Source organism: Clostridium sp. SM-530-WT-3G, from assembly GCF_012843905.1.
Taxonomy (GTDB): domain Bacteria; phylum Bacillota; class Clostridia; order Clostridiales; family Clostridiaceae; genus Clostridium.
In genome coordinates this window covers 64,468-84,776 of record NZ_JABAGC010000006.1, presented here as the reverse complement: position 1 = coordinate 84,776, position 20,309 = coordinate 64,468, and the positions used below count along the sequence as shown (strand labels likewise).

At 29.2% G+C, this 20,309-nt stretch carries 17 protein-coding genes, 1 riboswitch and 1 other annotated feature (1 of these 19 running past the window's edge); of the genes, 2 read left to right on the top strand and 15 right to left on the bottom strand.

Features of this window, described 5'->3' with window-relative positions; genetic code table 11:
* Positions 1-177: 177 nt before the first annotated feature.
* From HF850_RS04225 to HF850_RS04215, 3 genes are all read right to left on the bottom strand, one after another.
* Entirely contained in the window at positions 178-2,103 is a 1,926-nt protein-coding gene (locus tag HF850_RS04225) for an aconitate hydratase (RefSeq protein WP_169104233.1), read from the bottom strand.
* Positions 2,104-2,199: 96 nt separating this feature from the next.
* Entirely contained in the window at positions 2,200-3,366 is a 1,167-nt protein-coding gene (gene nifV / locus HF850_RS04220) for a homocitrate synthase (RefSeq protein WP_169104232.1), read from the bottom strand.
* Between the two features lie 337 nt (positions 3,367-3,703).
* A complete protein-coding gene (locus HF850_RS04215) occupies positions 3,704-5,812 on the bottom strand; it encodes an anaerobic ribonucleoside triphosphate reductase (RefSeq protein ID WP_169104231.1) in 2,109 nt (702 codons plus the stop codon).
* Between the two features lie 342 nt (positions 5,813-6,154).
* On the opposite strand from HF850_RS04215, the gene HF850_RS04210 reads away from it, so the two are divergent.
* Both HF850_RS04210 and thiT read left to right on the top strand, forming a co-directional pair.
* The gene (locus HF850_RS04210; protein ID WP_169104230.1) at positions 6,155-6,361 is read left to right on the top strand and encodes a hypothetical protein; all 207 of its coding nucleotides are present in this window, start codon (positions 6,155-6,157) and stop codon (positions 6,359-6,361) included.
* 20 nt (positions 6,362-6,381) lie between these two features.
* Positions 6,382-6,484: riboswitch (TPP riboswitch) on the top strand.
* A gap of 109 nt (positions 6,485-6,593) precedes the next feature.
* Positions 6,594-7,283, top strand: a complete 690-nt coding sequence (gene thiT / locus HF850_RS04205; protein ID WP_169104229.1) for an energy-coupled thiamine transporter ThiT — start codon at positions 6,594-6,596, stop codon at positions 7,281-7,283.
* Positions 7,284-7,340: 57 nt separating this feature from the next.
* On the opposite strand, the gene HF850_RS04200 is transcribed toward thiT, so the two are convergent.
* The 12 genes from HF850_RS04200 to metG (HF850_RS04145) form a co-directional block, all read right to left on the bottom strand.
* Positions 7,341-7,532, bottom strand: coding sequence for a ferredoxin (locus HF850_RS04200; protein ID WP_169104228.1), 192 nt, complete (start codon positions 7,530-7,532; stop codon positions 7,341-7,343).
* Positions 7,533-7,682: 150 nt separating this feature from the next.
* Complete coding sequence (locus tag HF850_RS04195; RefSeq protein WP_169104227.1) at positions 7,683-8,531, bottom strand: Mrp/NBP35 family ATP-binding protein; 849 nt, start codon at positions 8,529-8,531, stop codon at positions 7,683-7,685.
* Positions 8,532-8,551: 20 nt separating this feature from the next.
* On the bottom strand, positions 8,552-9,382 hold the full coding sequence (locus tag HF850_RS04190; protein WP_169104226.1) for a hypothetical protein: 831 nt from the start codon (positions 9,380-9,382) through the stop codon (positions 8,552-8,554).
* Positions 9,372-10,142, bottom strand: coding sequence for a prolipoprotein diacylglyceryl transferase (locus HF850_RS04185; protein WP_169104225.1), 771 nt, complete (start codon positions 10,140-10,142; stop codon positions 9,372-9,374). The genes HF850_RS04190 and HF850_RS04185 overlap by 11 nt, the downstream gene beginning before the upstream one ends.
* Positions 10,143-10,238: 96 nt before the next feature.
* On the bottom strand, positions 10,239-10,808 hold the full coding sequence (locus HF850_RS04180) for a hypothetical protein (RefSeq protein WP_169104224.1): 570 nt from the start codon (positions 10,806-10,808) through the stop codon (positions 10,239-10,241).
* Positions 10,809-10,822: 14 nt separating this feature from the next.
* Entirely contained in the window at positions 10,823-12,268 is a 1,446-nt protein-coding gene (locus HF850_RS04175; protein ID WP_169104223.1) for a hypothetical protein, read from the bottom strand.
* Between the two features lie 116 nt (positions 12,269-12,384).
* Complete coding sequence (rsmA, locus tag HF850_RS04170) at positions 12,385-13,233, bottom strand: 16S rRNA (adenine(1518)-N(6)/adenine(1519)-N(6))-dimethyltransferase RsmA (RefSeq protein WP_169104222.1); 849 nt, start codon at positions 13,231-13,233, stop codon at positions 12,385-12,387.
* Between the two features lie 3 nt (positions 13,234-13,236).
* Positions 13,237-13,791, bottom strand: coding sequence for a ribonuclease M5 (gene rnmV, locus HF850_RS04165; protein ID WP_169104221.1), 555 nt, complete (start codon positions 13,789-13,791; stop codon positions 13,237-13,239).
* A 170-nt stretch (positions 13,792-13,961) separates the two neighbouring features.
* Positions 13,962-15,014, bottom strand: a complete 1,053-nt coding sequence (locus tag HF850_RS04160) for a 3D domain-containing protein (protein WP_169104220.1) — start codon at positions 15,012-15,014, stop codon at positions 13,962-13,964.
* 312 nt (positions 15,015-15,326) lie between these two features.
* Complete coding sequence (locus tag HF850_RS04155; protein WP_169104219.1) at positions 15,327-16,112, bottom strand: TatD family hydrolase; 786 nt, start codon at positions 16,110-16,112, stop codon at positions 15,327-15,329.
* A gap of 165 nt (positions 16,113-16,277) precedes the next feature.
* Positions 16,278-17,906, bottom strand: coding sequence for a methionine--tRNA ligase (metG, locus tag HF850_RS04150; protein ID WP_169104218.1), 1,629 nt, complete (start codon positions 17,904-17,906; stop codon positions 16,278-16,280).
* Positions 17,907-18,092: 186 nt separating this feature from the next.
* The gene (metG, locus tag HF850_RS04145; protein ID WP_169104217.1) at positions 18,093-20,036 is read right to left on the bottom strand and encodes a methionine--tRNA ligase; all 1,944 of its coding nucleotides are present in this window, start codon (positions 20,034-20,036) and stop codon (positions 18,093-18,095) included.
* An 85-nt stretch (positions 20,037-20,121) separates the two neighbouring features.
* Positions 20,122-20,309 (bottom strand) — a binding site (T-box leader) (it continues 61 nt past the right edge of the window).

Here is a 20,309-nt window from a genome sequence, read left to right as displayed (position 1 = left end):
ACCTTTTTCTCTACTTTGTTAGTTAAACATATTATTCAATAATTTAGTTATATAACTATTGTATACCTATTATTTTAAATTTCCAAATGTAGCTTGCCCCAATATAAAAATGACTAAATTAAATATATTTCTATACTTAAATTAGTCATTTCATTACTTAAAGTCTCTATTTATAGTTTAAGAATTATGTTTTACATAATTTAATCTTCCACCAACTTTAATAACTTCAATTTCTTTATCAGTTAAATCTACTTTAGCTTCAAATTCTTTTCCTGTTGTTAAATTCTTAATTTTAACAGTTCCATTAACTAAGGCATCTTGAATATTTTCCATCTTTAATTCATCTAATAAAGATATTTCTGCATAATCTTGTGTATTTTCAAATTCCATTGGAATTATTCCATTATTAATTAAATTAGCTTTATGAATTCTAGCAAATGATTTTGCTACAACAGCTTTAACTCCAAGGTATAAAGGTGCTAATGCAGCATGTTCTCTACTTGAACCTTGTCCGTAGTTTTCACCTGCAATTATAAATCCACCATTGTTTTCCTTAGCTCTATTAGGGAAATCTGCATCTATTGTACTAAAGCAGAATTGTGAAAGATAAGGAATGTTAGATCTAAATGGTAATAGTTTAGAATTTGATGGCATAATATGATCTGTTGTAATATTATCCTCAACTTTAATAACTACTTTTCCATCTACTTCTTTACCTAATTCCTTTCCTATTGGGAATGGTTTTATATTAGGTCCTCTTACTACTTCAACCTCAGCATTAGTTGGTGCTGGTGGTAAAATCATAGAATCATCTATTATAAATTCTTCTGGCATTTCAATATTTAAATCAACATCGTTCATTTCTCTTGGATCAGTCAAATATCCATTTATAGCTGAGACTGCTGCTGTTTCTGGACTTACTATATATATTTGACCTGATAATGTTCCGCTTCTTCCATAGAAGTTTCTATTAACAGTCCTTAAAGAAATTCCATTAGTTCCTGGTGCTTGACCCATACCTATACATGGTCCACATGAATTTTCAAGAATTCTTGCTCCAGCACTGATGATATCAGCAAGTGCCCCATTTCTTGCAATCATCTCCATAACTTGTCTTGAACCTGGTCCTATAACAAGACTTACATTAGGATTAACTTTTTTACCTTTTAAAATTCTTGCTACTTTCATCAAATCCATATATGAAGAATTTGTACAACTTCCTATGAATACTTGATCTACTTTAATTTGCCCTGCTTCACTAACTTTTACAACATTATCTGGCATATGTGGCTTAGCTGTTAATGGTTCTAATTCACTTAAATTAATAGTAACTTCTTCATCATATACTGCATCTTTATCTGGTTTAAATTCAATCCAGTCATTTTCTCTTCCTTGAGCCTTAAAAAATTCTAATGTTCTTTCATCACTTGGGAATATTGAAGTTGTTGCTCCAAGTTCAGCTCCCATATTAGTTATTGTGGCTCTTTCTGGAACTGATAGTGACTTAACTCCTTCACCTGAATATTCAAATACTCTTCCTACTCCACCTTTAACTGTAAATCTTCTTAAAACTTCTAGTATTACATCTTTAGCTGTAACCATTCTATTTAATTTTCCAATTAAATTTATTTTTACTACTTCTGGTGTATTAATATTATATGCTCCACCACCCATAGCAAGTGCAACGTCTAATCCTCCTGCACCCATAGCAAGCATTCCAACTCCACCAGCTGTTGGTGTATGGCTATCAGAACCTATTAATGTATCACCTGGCACAGAAAATCTTTCAAGAAAGATTTGATGACATATACCATTACCTGGTTTTGAGAAATACACACCATATTTTGATGCTACAGTTTGAATAAACTTATGGTCATCTGCATTTTCGAAACCTTGTTGCAACATATTATGATCTACAAATGCTACTGATTTTTTTGTCTTTACTCTATCAATACCCATAGCTTCTAATTGAAGATATGCCATTGTACCAGTTGAATCCTGAGTTAAAGTTCTATCTATCTTTAACGCTATAGGTTCACCCTTTTTTAATTCTCCTTCAACAATATGACTTTTTAAAATTTTATAAACTAAATTATCACCCACGTAAAAACTCCCCTTGCTTATGCTTATTTATTGTTGTATATGTATAACTAGCAATTAATAAACAATTATTAATTGCTAGAATAAATAATAACTTTTTTACTTAATGTTTTCAGCCAATCTTCTATGATAATCCTTGTATATCTGAGCAAGTTCCTTATCAAAAAGATTTCTCTTTAACCTTACTGATGTTGCTCTTACAAGTTCAAGAATTCCTCTTGATTCATCATCAGATAAATCAATATTGTATTCCTTAAATTTATTTACTATTGCAGCTCTTCCTGAATGCTTTCCTATAAGTATCTGTCTTTCTAGCCCTACTACTGATGGATCAAATGCCTCATAGTTCTTAGGATCTTTCAATGCGCCATCTGCATGAATTCCTGATTCATGAGCAAACATGTTTGTCCCAACTATTGCCTTCCATTTTGGAAGTTCTCTTCCTGAAGCTCTTGATACATATTCAGATACTTCTCTAAACATCTTTGTATCTATATTTTCTTCTTTATATCCACAAACTATCATAAGCGCCATTAATACTTCTTCAAGTGCTGCATTTCCAGCTCTTTCACCAAGCCCATTTACTGTTACTCCAACATGAGATGCACCACCATGAATACCTGCTAATGCATTTGCAGTTGCCATTCCAAAATCATTATGAGTATGCATTTCTATATCAAACTTTGTTTTTTCATATAGATAACTTATTTCATCTTTTAATTTAAATGGTTCCATTATACCAACTGTATCGCAAAATCTAAATCTATCTGCGCCTGCTTTTTTTGCTTCATTTATAAATTCTACTAAAAATTCTCTATCAGCTCTAGATGCATCTTCTCCATTAACAGATACGTATAATCCATTCTTTTTAGCGAACTCTACAGCTTTAACCATATTTTCAAGAACCCACTCTCTGGATTTTTTTAATTTATGCTGAATGTGTATATCTGAAACTGATGTTGAAATTGCCACAGCATCAACACCACAATCTATTGATTGTTCTATATCACTAATTACGGCTCTATTCCATGCCATTATACTAGGTTTTAAATTCCTTTTAACTATTTCCTTAATGGCATATTTTTCATCTCCACCCATTGTAGGAATACCTACTTCTAATTGATCTACCCCTAAATCACTTAGCATTTCCGCTATTACAATTTTTTCTTCATTAGCAAATACTACTCCTGCTGTCTGCTCCCCATCTCTAAGCGTAGTATCAACAATTGTAATCTTATTCCCATCCTTAGGATTAATAATTGCCATTGTAATTCCCCCATTTCATTATTTTACTTATTGCTCTAATCTATAATGTAAATATTTTTACAATATAATTCTATAATAACACATTATAACAATTATATACAAGTATTATAATTTTTTCCTTGCAATAAATCTTCTACATTCATTCAACTTTTATATAAAACAAGCTATTTTACTAAATATTTAGCTCTATTATTGCAAGTTTTAATAAATTTATTGCAATATTTTATTTTGCTGAATTATTAGCTTTAAATATAATTATTTCATTATCACTTATAAAAAAAACATAAAAAATAAAAGGCAACAAAATTTGCGTTACCTTTTATTTTACACATATATATTAATAATTATGCACATGTTTATTAGTGTGAGATATTCTATCTTCTCTTTCATGATATTTTCCAGGACCAAATCTCTCATCTAAGCTTAAGTATCCAGTTACTCTTGAAATTCCTTGAATGTCGTTGCTTCCACACTTAGGACATGTATTTTGACTTTCGTGTAAGTATGTTCCACATTCTTTACAATATCTTATATGGAAGTTAATTCCAATGTAGCTTATATTAGTATACTTATATGCGTAATTAACTATATCCTTTACAGCTTCTTCTGATGGAGAATCATCAACTTCTATATAACTTATGTGGCCTCCATTACAAAGTTTATGGTATGGAGCTTCTATATCTATTTTTTCCTTAATAGATATAGCATATCCTACTGGAACATGGAAGCTATTTGTATAGTACTCTTTATCAGTTACACCTTTAACTATTCCAAATATATTTTGATCCTGCTTTATAAATTTTCCTGAAAGGCCTTCTGCTGGTGTTGCATAACAGCTCCAGTTTAATTTGTATTCTTCAGTTAATCTATCACAATATTGTCTTATATGTTCGATTATTTCAACACCAAGTAATCTAGCTCTTTCATCTTCACCATGATGTTTTCCAACTAAAGCCACTAATGTTTCAGCAAGTCCTATAAATCCAATTCCCCATGTACCTTGTTTTAAAATTGGTTCAATTGAATCATCTGGTCCTAAATCTTCAGAACCTTTCATAAGTCCTTGTCCTGCAACAAAAGGTAAATCTTTTACCTTTAAGTGTTTTAATACTTCATATCTATGAAGTAAAGATTCCTTAGCTAAGTTTAATCTAGAATCTAATATTTCAAAGAATTTATCAATATCACCCTTAGCTTGAAGACCTATTCTTGGCAAGTTTAATGTTGTAGGTGCAATATTTCCTCTTCCCTTACATCCTGGCTCACCATTTACATTCTTCATAAGATAAGTTCTACATCCCATAGTTGCAGGAATATAACCTTGATCATAATATTCTTTATTGAAATCTGCATCTATATTCATAAATGTAGGATTCATTCTCTTTGAAGCTACTCTGCAGGCTACTTTAAAAAGGTAATGATATGGATCATTTTCTTCTCTATTAACACCTGATTTAACTCTAAATATTATATTAGGGAATATTGGTTGTTCTCCTTTACCTAATCCTTTTTCATATTCTAAAAGAAAAATTTCACATACTAAAGCTGCATCTTTAGTTGTTGGTAATCCTAAATTTATAGAACTGAATGGTACTTGTGATCCTGCTCTTGAATGCATAGTATTTAAGTTATATACAACACCCTGCATTGCTTGATGTACTCTTTTCTTTAATTTCTCTTCAACTAATTCTTCTATTTTATTATTAGGTACTTCTAATTCTTCAAGTTCTTTTCTAATTTCTTGTCTTGTTGGTTCAATAAATACTGCCATATCATTATCAAAGTCTGGATGTGATTGGCCACCAAACATATCATTTTGTGTTGACTGTAATAATATACAAGATAATTCTGCTGCTGTTTCTATTCTCTTTGGCGCATTTATTGTCCCATAGCCTGTATTAAAACCATTTTCAAGCATTTCTCTAGTTGGAATATGAAGACAATTTGTTGTTAAGTTATAACTATCTAAGTCATGATAATATAAATCTCCAGTTTCATGAGCTCTCGCTAGTTTCTTAGGCATAATAGCTAAATTATTCCATTTATTCGATTCAGAAGCTATTCTTAAAAGTTTTGAACTGAAATTATTTCCTACATTTGCATTATCTCTATCTGTTTCAACTCCAATCTGACGAATAGCCTTCATCAAATCAGATTTTATTTCTCTAATTTTTGTTCTTTCTTTTCTATAAGTTGAATAAGCTACCGATATATCTTTATATCCTCCATTTTGTAAAGCTTCTTCTACAAAATTTTGTATTTCTTCTACAGTTACATTATTTTTATATTCTGATTCGATATTATCAGTAATATTTTTTACTGCATCTAAGATTTCACTTTCTTTTAAATTCACACCTATTTCACTTGCAGCCCCTTTAATTGCTTGTGATATTTTATCGGCATTGAATTCAACTTCTCGTCCATCCCTTTTTACAACATATAGCATTCTTATTTCCTCCATGGCACAATATATAGTATACATTTAATACTGTACTATTATACTTTATAAAATATTCCTTAGCAATGCTATTAATTAATAGTTTTTTTAGTAATATATTTTAATTATTATAAGCTACATATGTTTATCTTCATATTATTCTATTTTTTATATGAATTTTATATTTGACTATTTGAAACATTTCTCAAATTATGTATATGACTAACTTTACAATCCTTTTTATAGAAATAACATCTTTTTATTATTTATCGTTATATTAATCATGAATATATAAAGTTTTATTGTAAAAAATAATATATATAATTTTATATATATTGGGAAGTGATTACATTGAAAAACTATATTTTAGATTCAACATATAAAGAGGCAGTTGTTATTGATAATAATGGATGTTTATCTATAACTTCTTCTCAGCATATACCAAATAATTCTATAACAAGCAATCATATGGATTTAGAGCAGAATAAATTAAATTATATAACTCATCATAAAAGAAACGATAATTTAAGCAATTATAGCTTTATTGACTACATATAATATTAAGTTTAAAATAATACATAACATGCAAGGGGAGCCATATGGCTGAGATTTGATTTTATCATAAACCCATAGAACCTGATCTAGTTAATTCTAGCGTAGGGAATGCAATCTAATATAAAAAATAATATTTATTTAATATTGGTTTGTAATCTCCTAAAATCAAAGTATAAAAATCACTTATACTTTGTCTTGCTACCCTTTGTACAAGTTTATTAAAGGAGGTTTTTTTATGCAAATTTTTACTGATTGGGCTAAGCAGTTTTCAAAATTGCTTAACTTACCTGAAAACTTTCAAAGTATAGCAGAAAGCCCACTATCAATAGCTACACTAATTGGATGTGTAATACTACTAATCGTATTAGTTAAAGCAAGAAAAATAAAATTTACTCCACAATTAATCGCAAGAATTGGAATTGCTTTAGCTTTAGCTACTATTTTAAAAATGCTCAGAATATATCATTTTCCTCAAGGAGGAAGTATAACACTTGGAAGTATGATTCCAATATTATTTATAGCATTTTTATATGGACCTCAAGTAGGATGTCTTACAGGATTTCTTTACGGAATAATAACACTTTTTATGGACCCTTACATTTTGCATCCTGTACAAGTCCTTTTTGATTATCCCTTACCATTTATGTGCTTAGGTATTGCAGGTTTCTTTAGAAGCAATAAATATCAAAGATATCTAGGAATAGTACTAGCTGTGTTTTTAAGATTTGTATGTCATTTTATTTCAGGGATAGCATTCTTTGCATCATCCGCACCTGAAGGAATGTCTCCTACAATTTATTCCCTAGCAGTAAATGCTCCTATGATTGGAATAGAAGGACTAATATGTTTAATTATAATTACATTTATTCCTGTTGAAAGAATAGTGACTGCATCATCTAACAATATTGCTAATATTCAATACTAATTTTAAATAAAATAAAAAATACAATTTAAGAATTATTCTTAAATTGTATTTTTTATTTTATTCTTCTATAGATATTGCATTAACTGGACAACTATCAGCTGCTTCTTGCGCATCATCCTCGCATCCTGCAGGTATTTCATCTACTATACATCCTGCTTTTCCATCATCCTCAATATCAAAACATTCTGGACTTATTGATGGACATAATCCACATGCAATACATGTATCCTTATCTACATGTCCTTTCATTCTTTTCATCCTTTCAATAAAATTTACATTATTAATATTTCCCAAGATATTCAATCTTATGTATTATATATTTATTTTTTATAATAAATTAAAAACAGTACTATGTAATAATACTTCATAGTACTGTTTTCCATGTAAATATATTAATTCTTAATATAAACCTTCAAAAATTAATGAATATAATGGATTTTCCTTAATATAATCTTCAGCAACTCCATTTTCTAATGCTTCAGTAAGATCCACATTAATAGGAAGTTCACCTATTAAAGGTAATCCTAAATATTCTGCATGTTCTTCTGAAGACTTTTTACTAAATACTCTAATCTTTTTATCACAATCTGGACAATTAATATATGCCATGTTTTCTACTAAACCTTTTATATTTATACCTATCTTTCCAGCCATTATTACGACTTTTTTAACTATCATAGATACCATATCTTGAGGTGTAGATACTATAACTATTTCATCAATAGGAAATTCCTGCATTACAGTTAATGCTATATCTCCTGTACCTGGAGGCATATCTATTAATAAGTAATCTAATTCTCCCCATGCAGTTTCAGAATATAATTGTTTTAATACTCCATTGATAACTGCACCTCTCCATATAAGTGGTTCTTCTTCTACAGGTGTTACAAGATTCATTGACATAACCTTAATTCCACCCTTTGTTTCTACTGGGTTAAATCTTACCATTTCATTATCTAGTGGTTCTATAAGAGATCTCTTATTATTTATTCCAAAGAATCTTGGCATAGATGGTCCTGTTATATCTGCATCTAATACACCAACTTTATATCCTTTCTTAGATAACATAGTAGCCATTATTCCAGTTACAGTTGATTTACCAACTCCACCTTTTCCACTCATTACTCCAATTACTTTTTTTATATTTCCATATCTAGGTGATAATTTAGGAATTTGAGTTTCACATCCTGTACCTTTGCTATGGCTTTGACATTTATCCTTACTTGGACAACTTTCACAGCTTCCCATTTTCTTTTCCTCCTTAATAATTACCAATCCTGAGGTTTTTGGTTTACCTCACTAACATTGATATCCCATGTTTTTAAATTGTATTCTGCTGATATATAGTATTTCTCTAAAGACTTATCAATCTTATTTTCAACTGAAATTAAAGTTTTAAATACTTTACTATTAAATCCTCTATTATTCACTGTTATAATAACATCAAAATCTTTTGAATTATTATCTACAATATCAGAATTAGGTAAAATCTTTCTCAGATTTTTCTTAAACTCTTCTAACTGATTAGAAAAAACATATTTCAAGCAATCTGTATCTCCTGAAATATCAATACCTACTTTTAAATCGCCAATAGTACTTTTTTTAGCTTCTGCAACTTTTAATATTGATTGATAGTATATATATTGAAAATCTCTAGGCTTCCTAATGAACGAAAGATTTTGCATTATTGAATTTTCAAGATTTTTTGGTACTGAAAAAGAGTATTCGTCATCATAAAAATTTCCTACATTTCTTGAATCAGTCCCAACTACATAACTATATTTTTTTACTTCATCACCCATCCATATTTCAAATGTATAGTCTGGATCAAGTGTTGTCTTTTCTTTTTCTATTCTTCCTTTAGATAAGCTTTTATATATATCATTAATTGCTTGACTATCACTAACTATAAATCTAAATCCACTATCTCTAACATTTTGTATGATAATCTTATCAACGGTATTTTCTTTCATATAATCAAACTTTTCATTTCTAAGATTCATTTTTACTTTCATATTGTCAATGAAGGTACATCCAGATAGCATAGTTGCAGCGATTAGTACAGATAAGATTATAAAGATAAACTTTCTATTTTTCACTGTTTTCATTCGCTCCTTTAAAAAACCTATCAGCATTAAATACTATAATTCCAAGAATTAAAGTAAATATTGCAATAAACTGAGACGTTGAAAATAATCCTACATTCCCTCTTGGATCATTCCTTAAAAATTCTACTAGAAATCTTCCTATACTGTATATAATTAAATACATCCCTAATATTCTACCATTTTTTCTTGTTTTTTTGCTATAAAAAAGCAAAAATATACCAAGAGCAAAATCAAATATTGATGAATAAATTTGAGTTGGATGTAGATGTATACCAGATGGTGCAAGAGAATTTTCTGGGAATACTACGCCTATAGGAAGTTCAGTTGGAGCGCCATAACAGCAACCTGCAAGAAAGCATCCTATTCTTCCAAAACCTTGTGCAATTGCAAGACCAGGAACCGTTATATCAAAAATCTCTAGCAAATTCCACTTTTTATGTCTACAGTATAAGTATATTGCTAGTGCTCCCCCTGCTATAGCTCCATAAACTACGAATCCATAACCAAAATTTAATAATATATTAGGTTCAGAAAGAATATTCTTAAATTCAGTTATTATAAATAATAATTTTCCACCAAGTACTCCACCTATAACTGCAAAAATTATTAAATTTAATAGGCTGTCTTCATCATAATTTTTTCTTTTACCCTTATATATAAACAGCATTGATGCAACTATTATACCAATAGCAATCATCAAACCATAGCTCTTTATACTTACTCCAAATGCTTCAAATAAAGTTATTCTCATTAACTCCCTCCTTAATTAAAAATAAATATTAAGGAGAAGCTAAAAACTTCTCCTTAACACTTAAATTATAATACTTATACAACCTATTAGCAAACACTAATTAGTATCTTTCAAACTAGAAATAATGTCTTCTAAGACTAAATTAGTATCATCATTTAAACAAGTATTTCTTATATTAAATAACATCTTTAATATCTGATTATCGTTAAGAGATAAATAGTAACATTTATTATCATAATTATTTCCATTCCTTATAGATGTAGTATATTCACTTAATATTCCATTCTTATCTTTATTATTAATAGGAGATATCTTTAAATTTGAAAATTTAAGAAGCTGATTTCTAACATCACGATTTGCAAATACGTCTACATCTTCTTTTGTATTTATTACTTGAATAATACCTGTAATATCTTCATTTGCACTCTTAAATTTAAGTTTATAACTTATATATTGTCCTTCTGACTTTTCCTCGTCTACAATCCATCCATCTGGAATAGATATAAAACATTCATCTGTATTAAGCTTATATTTCTTAAATTGATTTACTACTTTATCAGTTGTATTTATTCTATGAAAATTACTTTCAAAAAACCCCTGAGATACGGCTAATACAAGCATAGAAAACACTAGAACAGATATAACTATTAATTGCTTTTTATTCATAATACCCTTTTCTTTTATTTAATAGGTACTACTATTGAGCACTTCTTATAATCATAAAACATTAACCAGTACCCATTTCCTCTAGTATTATCTCTAGTCCAAGTTACAAATCCTGTTTTTCCTCCATATGGTTGATCACTTCTATCTTTGCTTCCTGGAATAGCATATACTATATGTTGCAATTCACCTGAACTATCACATTTATAGCCGATCAAAAAATATTTTTCCTTACTTATATATGGGTAATAATTTATCATTGGATAATATGCTAATGTATATTGATTATAATTAGACTTATTGCAAAGGTCATCCATACTATTAACATTTATTTTATACCATTTACAATAATTAATATCTTCTAATTTTTCTCTATAAGGTTCAAATCCTTTAGCAATACTTTCAAAATACTTACCAGTACTTCCTTTAATCTCAAAATCATCTGTTGAATTAATATTACTTATTGATTTTTCATACTTCTCAAAATCAATTTTATCTAAATTAATATTTTCCTCAAGCCTTCGTGAATTTTGAGGTATTGAAAGCTCTTCTCTCTTACAAGACTTTTCAATCTTAAATTTTTTCCAAGTACATTTTTCACCTTTTTTATTTTTTATGAATCCATATACTACGATATCATTCTTTAAATCTTTAATATTTAAGCTAATATCGCATTCATAAGTATCTAATTTATCATATATCTCCTTGATATGATCATCTATAGATTTTTCTTTATCATCACACTTCTTTTTATGTCTATCTTCAGTACTAGTATCAGTATCTACTTCTATATCTGGTATTCTAGTATTAACTCTATTTTTAGTTATGTTTTCTTTTTCAGTCTCAATTTCTTCAGACTTTATTACTTTAGGCTCTAATTGCTTAACTTCAATTGATTTTGCCTTAATAGGTTCTGCTTTAGTTGGTTCCACATCAATAATTTTTTCTTTCTTAATATCGTTTTTCTTTACAGTATTTACACTAGTATCTATAGCATTATTAAAACGTTGTTTATCTTCAATTTTATTAGAATCAGCTTTGACTATTTTATATTTTCTCCAATTGTCTGTAGCTTCTTCCCCATTCATAAATCCATGCATTATTACTGTTATATCACCTGTATTTATTTTACAAATTGCTGCTCCTGATATTTTATCATAAGAAATTCCCATTCCAGCTATGTTATTAACATAATATTCTTTGCTGGTATCACCTTTTCCAACATCATTTACTTCTAAAGGCCCTAAATCTATAAGCTGTTTAAAATCTTTTTTACAGCATATAAGTACCATAGAATAGCGTCCGTCTTGTTTTAAATTCTGAGCATAGAAAGACACCTTACATTTATCACCTTTAGCTTCGACTTTTGCATAGCCAGATAGCGCTTTATCATTTGAAGATGAATATCCTCTTTCATCTTCTTGTAATATTATAAAATTTCTATACAATTTACTATGTGCCAAGCCTCTATTCCCTCCACATATATTTATTCCATATAGTATATGCAAGCTAACTATTATTATGATTTTATAAAAAAATAAGCATCCTTAAAAACTTATAAGAATACTTATTAATAATTCTATTTATTTTTCATATCATAAATACAATCTGCAAGAGTTGCAAATTCTTGTAATGTTAATGTTTCAGCTCTTCTCTTTGGATCTACTCCAGAATTTTCAAAAGCCTTTTCAAGGTCTTCCTTACTTAGATTGAATGCCTTTGCTGCATTCCATAATGTTTTTCTTCTCATATTAAATCCAGCTCTTACAAGTTCAAACATAAGTTTTTCATCTTTAGTTTTTACTCTTGGTTCTGGTAATCTATCTAGTCTAATTACTATTGATTCTACCTTTGGTCTTGGTATAAATGAACTTGGCGCAACTTTTCTTACTATCTTAGTATCGCAATAATATTGAACAAGAACCGATAAAGAACCATATTCCTTACAATTTGGTTCTGCATCTATTCTTTCAGCAACTTCTTTCTGAATCATTATTGTTAATGATTTAAAATTATATTGATCCTTTAATAATTTCACTATAATTGGAGTTGTTACATAATAAGGAAGATTGGCTACAAGTTTTACGCTCTTTTCATCTCCTATTACTTCATTAAAATCGACTTTTAATGCATCATTATGTATAAGGTCAAAATTCTCATGATTACCTAATTCTTCTGTTAATATAGGAATTAAATCATTGTCTAATTCTATTGAAGTAACTTTTTTTGCCTTCATTAATAATTGTGCAGTTAATGTTCCTACTCCAGGTCCAATTTCTATAACAAAATCTTCTCCATTAACTTCTGCACCATTTACTATGTCTTCAAGGACCGAATCATCTATTAAAAAGTTTTGACCAAGACTTTTTGAAAATTTAAAATTATATTTTTTAACTAATTCCTGTGTTTTAATATCTTTTAAATCCATTTATTATTTACCTGCTTCCATCTGTTTTTCTATTTCTTCTATAGCTTTAGAAAATTCTTCTTTTGTTATTCCATAATTGTTTAATCTTGAAATCATCTGTGTAGCATTTCCATATCCTATGCCAAGTAATTTACCAAGTATTCTTCTTCTAGCAGTAGATGTAGCATCTCCTGTAAGTTTAAAATAAAACATATCCTGCATATCAAAGAAACTTGTTTTTTCTTCTTTAGTAACTTTTGCACATTCTAATGCCTTAAGAATTACTTCTGGTTTAGCATTTTCTACTCCTATATCACCATCTTTAAGACCATCTTCTTTTGCTATATATGCATGCTTTATTCCTTTTACTCTTTTTGATATTATTCTTCTTATTTTTTCTCCTGCAAAATCTGGATCAGTTAATACAATTACACCTTTTCTCTTTTGTGCTTCTTTTATTCTTTCTATTACTTTTGCATTTATACCAAATCCACCTACTGCAATTATTTCAGCATCTACTGCTTTTTTAACTGCATCAATATCATCTCTGCCTTCTACTACAATTACTTCCTTTATCACTAGTATACTTCCTTTCATTAAAGATAAAATTTATTAATATATTATGTTTTAAATATATAAATTTTCTTCGTACTAATATTTTTTACCTATAATTATAATATTCTATAATGTCAATAATTTAAAGAAAAAAAAGAGAGATAACATAAATTAATGTTATCTCTTTCAATATTCTACCATTCACCTGGGTAAGCAATAACTAAAACATTCACATTTCTTCTTCCCCAGCTGCTACATTCACTTGCAGAATTAAGATATAAATCTACCTTATTTCCTTTTATAGCACCACCAGTATCTGCTGCAATTGCATATCCATATCCTTCAACATATAATTTACTTCCTAAAGGTATTACAGATGGATCAACTGCAATTGTACTTATTCCACCAGAATTTCTTACAGGTGTTCTTCCTGTTGCAGTAGTTGAATGTCCACTATAAGCAGTTGCTTCACAACTTAACTTTTGCTTATAACGTATGCTTTCTCCACTTCTACTTGCATAAATCTGACCAGTTCCTTTTACTAGCACCTGATTCTGTGGCTCAACTAATGTCTTAGTGCTTTTTACATCTCTAGAAACTTCTACCCCATCTTTATATAAGATTTGATAAGTAATTTCTTTCTCACCATTAACTCCTTCACTCTTAACCTTCTGAACACTACTGTCAAGATTTTCATCTTTCTCAACTATTGTTTCATAGTTAATTGGCTGAGTTTCAACTACATCTTTAGTCTCAACTTTTACAATGTTTACACCTAAATTGTCTGTAATTTTTTGATCTAATCCAGGTGATACTTCATCAATACCTTGATTATAATCAATTCCTTGATTTTTTAATGTATCTCTTTCATTTTCTAGCATTTGCCCAATAGTATCTTCTGCTGTTTGTACTTCTACTTGTACACCATTTGCCGTAATTTCTACTGGTATCGCTCTTTTTACTTCTATAGTTTCTTTTTCAGATACTTTGGATTCCAACGATGGCTGCACCTTATCTTTATCACTTAAAGTGATACCTTGGTCCTGCAACACATCTTTAACAGTCCCCTTGTACGTGACAAAAGTTTCATCATTTCCGTCTATTCTTACTACGAGCGTTTTTCTCATACTCGCTACTGTCACTGCAGCTGCAACTACAACACAAGCTGTAACTGCACCGACTATAATTTTTGCCTTCGGACCGTTAGAAAAACATTTTTTGGTAAATTTTTTGTTTTTTTCTACCATTATAATTTCCCTCCTTTGGCAAGAGTGTCTTTAGAATTATATATTAATCTCTTTCTGTTGTCAAATTATCCAACTCTTGCAAATGTACTGAAGTAATTGTAAATATGCACTTCCTATATAAATAAAAATAAAATTTAATGATAGCGTTCTCTATTAACTTCATTACATTTTTAATTAATATATCCTAAATCACGGAAAATGTATCCATATAATCTCTAATCTTCTTTCTTCTCAAACTAATATGTTAAGAATATGATATTATTTCATCATTAGGTATATAGATAACTTTGAATGTACAAATATTATTTTACCTTATTTTTCCTTTTTTATCAAGCGTAAGAAATTTTCATTAAACTTCAAATTTGCTTCATAAGGGTCAATTTCTTTAATATCAGCAATTTTTTTAATTATATATTCTATATAATCAGACTTATTCCTTTTTCCTCTGTTAGGTTCTGGAGCCATATAAGGACAATCTGTTTCAACCAAAATTCTATCTAATGGTACTTCCTTAGCCACTTCTACTATCTTTTTAGCATTTTTAAAAGTAACTACTCCTGTAAATCCTATATAATATCCAAGTTTAATACATTCCATTGCAAATTCTTTACTTCCAGAAAAACAATGTACAACTCCTTTTACCTCAGGAAATTCTTTCATTATTTCTAATGTATCCATATGGGCTTCTCTATCATGTATTACTACAGGCATATCTAATTCTTTTGCTAAATTCATTTGTTTTCTAAAAGCTTCTTTTTGAACCTCTTTAGGTGGATTTTCATCCCAATAATAATCTAACCCTATTTCTCCAATAGCAACAATTTTATCATTTTTCTTAATATATTCTTTTATTTCGTCTAAAGTATCATCTTTAAATTCATAAGCATTTTCAGGATGAATTCCTAATGCTCCATATATATAATCATGTTCTTTAGTTAATTTATCAGTAGTATTTAAACTTTCATATGAACATGCACAGTTCATAATCCCAATAACTCCATTCTCTGTTATTTGTTTTAATACCTCTTCTCTATCATCATTAAATGATTCATCATCATAGTGAGCATGACTGTCTATTATTTTAAATTTATTATTCATATTTATTTTTCCTCCAAATCTTCTTATTGACATCAAATTGACATATTAACTATATAGAATAATATTTGTAAAGTAGTTAAAGCATTATTATTTACCCCTAATTAATCATCTATTTTGTATGATTAAAGAACGCCTCATACCCCTAAATGAGACGTTCTCTTTTTATTAAAATTTTTCTTCTTTAAGTTTTTTAAGTTCATCATCACTAATAGACTTATCTAATCTTTCAAATAATATCTGAATATCATGGATTTTTCCTTCTTTTATTTCTATAGGTCTCCATATAGGTTCTTTTATACAAAGAAATCTCCTTATTTTTTCTGCTGTAAATGGCATAAATGGTTCTATTAGATTAGACAGATTTCCTATATATTGAATACATATATACATACTTTGCGCACATTTTTCTTTATTATTCTTTATAGTTACCCATGGTTTTTCATCATCAAAATATTTATTTACTGACTTTATCAATGAGATAATATCTTGTAATGCTTCTCTAAATCTTCCTTCTTCTATTTTATCTCCTACATTGCAATATATTTGAAACATTTTATCTTTAAACTTTTTATCTATACATCCCTTTGGAATATTTCCTTGGAAATTATTATTTACAAACACTAAAGCTCTATTTACTAAATTACCCAAAAGTCCTACTAATTCGTTATTATTAACTTTTATAAAATCCCTCCAAGAAAAATCTGAATCTTTATTTTCAGGGCCATTTTTTATTAGATAATATCTAATTAAATCTACATTATATTTATCTAAAATGTAATCAGGCCAAATAGCCCAATTCTTAGCAGCCGAAAAATTCTTTCCTTCTAATTTCATATATTCACTTGAAATTTCTCTAATTACGGGCTTCTTTATATCCAATCCTGCTAAAATTGCTGGAAATATTACTGTATGAAATGGTATATTATCCTTTCCATGAACAAAATAAATTCTACTATCATCACCATTCCAATATTCCATATAATCTTCATTTCTTTCTTCGATGCATTTTATACTAGCAGTAAGATAGCCCATAAGAGCTTCTATCCACACATAAATTTTTTTATCTTCAAATCCTTTTAGTGGAACATCTATTCCCCAATCAAAATCTCTTGTTACTGCTCTATCTCTTAATCCTTCATCAAGATACCTTTTAGTTATCTTTTGAGCATTTTCTCTCCATCCATCCTGCTTTATGTACATTCTCTTAACATCATTTTCAAGCTTTGATAATGCGAAAAATAAATGTTTTGTTTCTTTTTTAATAGGTTCAGATTTACAAAAAATACACCTTTTATTCAAAAGCTCTTCACTCTCAAATATTTCTGAGCATTCATCACATTGATCTCCTACTGCATGAGCTCCACAATGAGGACAGTTTCCTTCAATATATCTATCAAGTAAATATTCATTACAATGCTCACAATATGTCTGTTCTACCTCTTTCTCATAAATATATCCTTTATCACATAAATCCATAACAAACTGTTTAACTTTATCATAATGGTAATCTGTATGAGTTTTAGTGAATATATCAAAAGAAAAACCTAATTTTTGAAAGCATGTCTCTATTTTTTTATGATATTTTAAACACGCCTCTTCTGGTGTAATTCCATCATTTTTAGCTTTAATTGCAACTGGTGTTCCATGTGAGTCACTTCCCGAAATAAAAACCACATCATCTCCCATTAATCTATGATATCTAGCTAATATATCTCCTGGAAGTAATACAGCAAGCCTACCTAAGTGCAATTCTCCATTGGCATAAGGCCAAGCATTCCCTATTATTATATTCATAAAAAGCCCCCCATTTATTTAGTTAGCAGTTAACAGTGTACAGTTAACAGTTTTGTGCGAAATTCCTTGCGGAATTTCTTTATTATATTATATACTTTGGAAAAATCCGTAACTTTTTTCACCTAAACTGCTAACTGCTAATTGTTACTTGATCACAGATTACCCATAAAGGGCATTAACTGCTAACTATCTAACTATGCTTCCACTTTCTAAATCACCTGGATCTACTGTTTTTAATATGCTGTCATCATCTGTTGCAGCACATAAAATCATACCTTGTGATAATTCACCTCTTAATTTAACTGGCTTTAAGTTAGCTACTAAAACTACATTCTTACCAACTAATTCTTCTGGTTTATAGTGTGCAGCTATTCCTGAAACCACTTGTCTTTCTTCTCCGCCTAAGTCTACTTTTAATTTAAGTAATTTCTTAGCTCCCTTTACAGGTTCACAAGCTAATACTTTAACTACTCTTAAGTCTATTTTTTCAAAATCATCAATTGTGATTTCTTCTTTTATTGGAGTTATTTCTCTCTTAGCTGGAGCTGGATTCATCTTTGCTCTTAATTCTTCTAATTCAGCTAATTTCTTTTCTACATCTATTCTTGGGAATAAGTTATCACCTTTAACAACTTTAGTTCCTGCAACAGTACCATTAAATTCTTTTAATGATTCCCATGAAGTTACTGTAGTATTTAATTGTTCATTTATCTTCTTAGCTGTATCAGGTAAGAATGGTGAAATCATTACTGAAGCAAATCTTAATGTTTCAGCCAAATTATAAAGAACTGTTCCAAGTCTTGCTTTCTTACTCTCATCCTTAGCAAGAACCCAAGGCATTGTTTCATCAATATACTTATTAGCTCTTCTGATTAATTCAAATACATATTCAATAGCTAATGGAATATTTAATTCATCTATAGCAGCTTCTAATTTAGCCGGAGTTTCTAAAGCTAAGCTTATTAACTGGTCATCAAATTCTCCACTTTCAGTTTGAGCTGGCATATCTCCACCAAAATATTTTTCTATCATTGCAATTGTTCTAGATAATAAGTTACCTAAATCATTACAAAGATCTGAATTTATTTTCTTAATGAATATTTCATTGTTGAATAATCCATCTGATCCAAATGGAATTTCCTTTAATAAGTAGTATCTAACTGGATCTGTACCAAATTCATTTACTAAAACAACTGGATCTACTACATTCCCTTTAGATTTTGACATCTTTCCACCATCAACAAGTAACCATCCATGACCAAATACTTGCTTTGGAAGTGGTAAATCTAAAGCCATTAACATTATTGGCCAGTAAATAGTGTGGAATCTTAAAATATCCTTACCTATTAAATGAACATCTGCAGGCCAAAATTTATCAAATAATTCTGTGTTTTCTTGACCATATCCAAGAGCAGTTATATAGTTTGATAATGCATCAATCCATACATAAACTACGTGTTTTGGATCAAAAGTTACTGGAATTCCCCAGTCAAAGCTTGTTCTTGAAATGCATAAATCTTGAAGCCCTGGTCTTAAGAAATTATTAAGCATTTCATTCTTTCTTGATTCTGGCTGAATGAATTCTGGATGATCTTCTATATATTTAATTAATCTATCAGCATATTTACTCATTTTGAAGAAATAAGCTTCTTCTTTTGATTTTTCAACTGGTCTTCCACAGTCTGGGCAGTTTCCATCTACTAATTGAGTATCAGTCCAGAATGATTCACAAGGTGTACAGTACCATCCTTCATATGAACTCTTGTAGATATCTCCTTGTTCATATAACTTTTCAACAATTTTTTGAACTGCTTCAACATGGTATTCATCAGTAGTTCTTATAAATTTGTCATAACTTACATTCATCATCTTCCAAAGGTCCTTGATTCCTGCAACTATTTCATCTACATGTTCCTTTGGAGTTATTCCTTTTTCTTCAGCAATTCTTTGGATCTTTTGACCATGTTCATCTGTTCCTGTTAAAAACATTACATCATAGCCTGTTAATCTCTTAAATCTTGCTATTGCATCAGCTGCTACAGTAGTATATGTATTACCTATATGTAGCTTTGTTGATGGATAATAAATTGGTGTAGTAATATAATATGGTTTTTTACAATCTTTACACATCTTAAAACCTCCACTTTCCTAAGTTAACTGTTATTTTAATTTATTTCTATAATAAAAAATCTCTATATAGGTATATTAAAACCTATATAGAGACGTATTATACGCGTTACCACTCTATTTCTTATTTATTTCACAATAAATAACTCGCTAGGTGACTATCATCACCCTGTAATATAACGGTTACTCCCGTACTACTCTAAATCAATTCTATAAATTGAATTCAAATAGTATGCTCCAAGACCATATTCATAAAATTCGCAGACACCAGCTTTC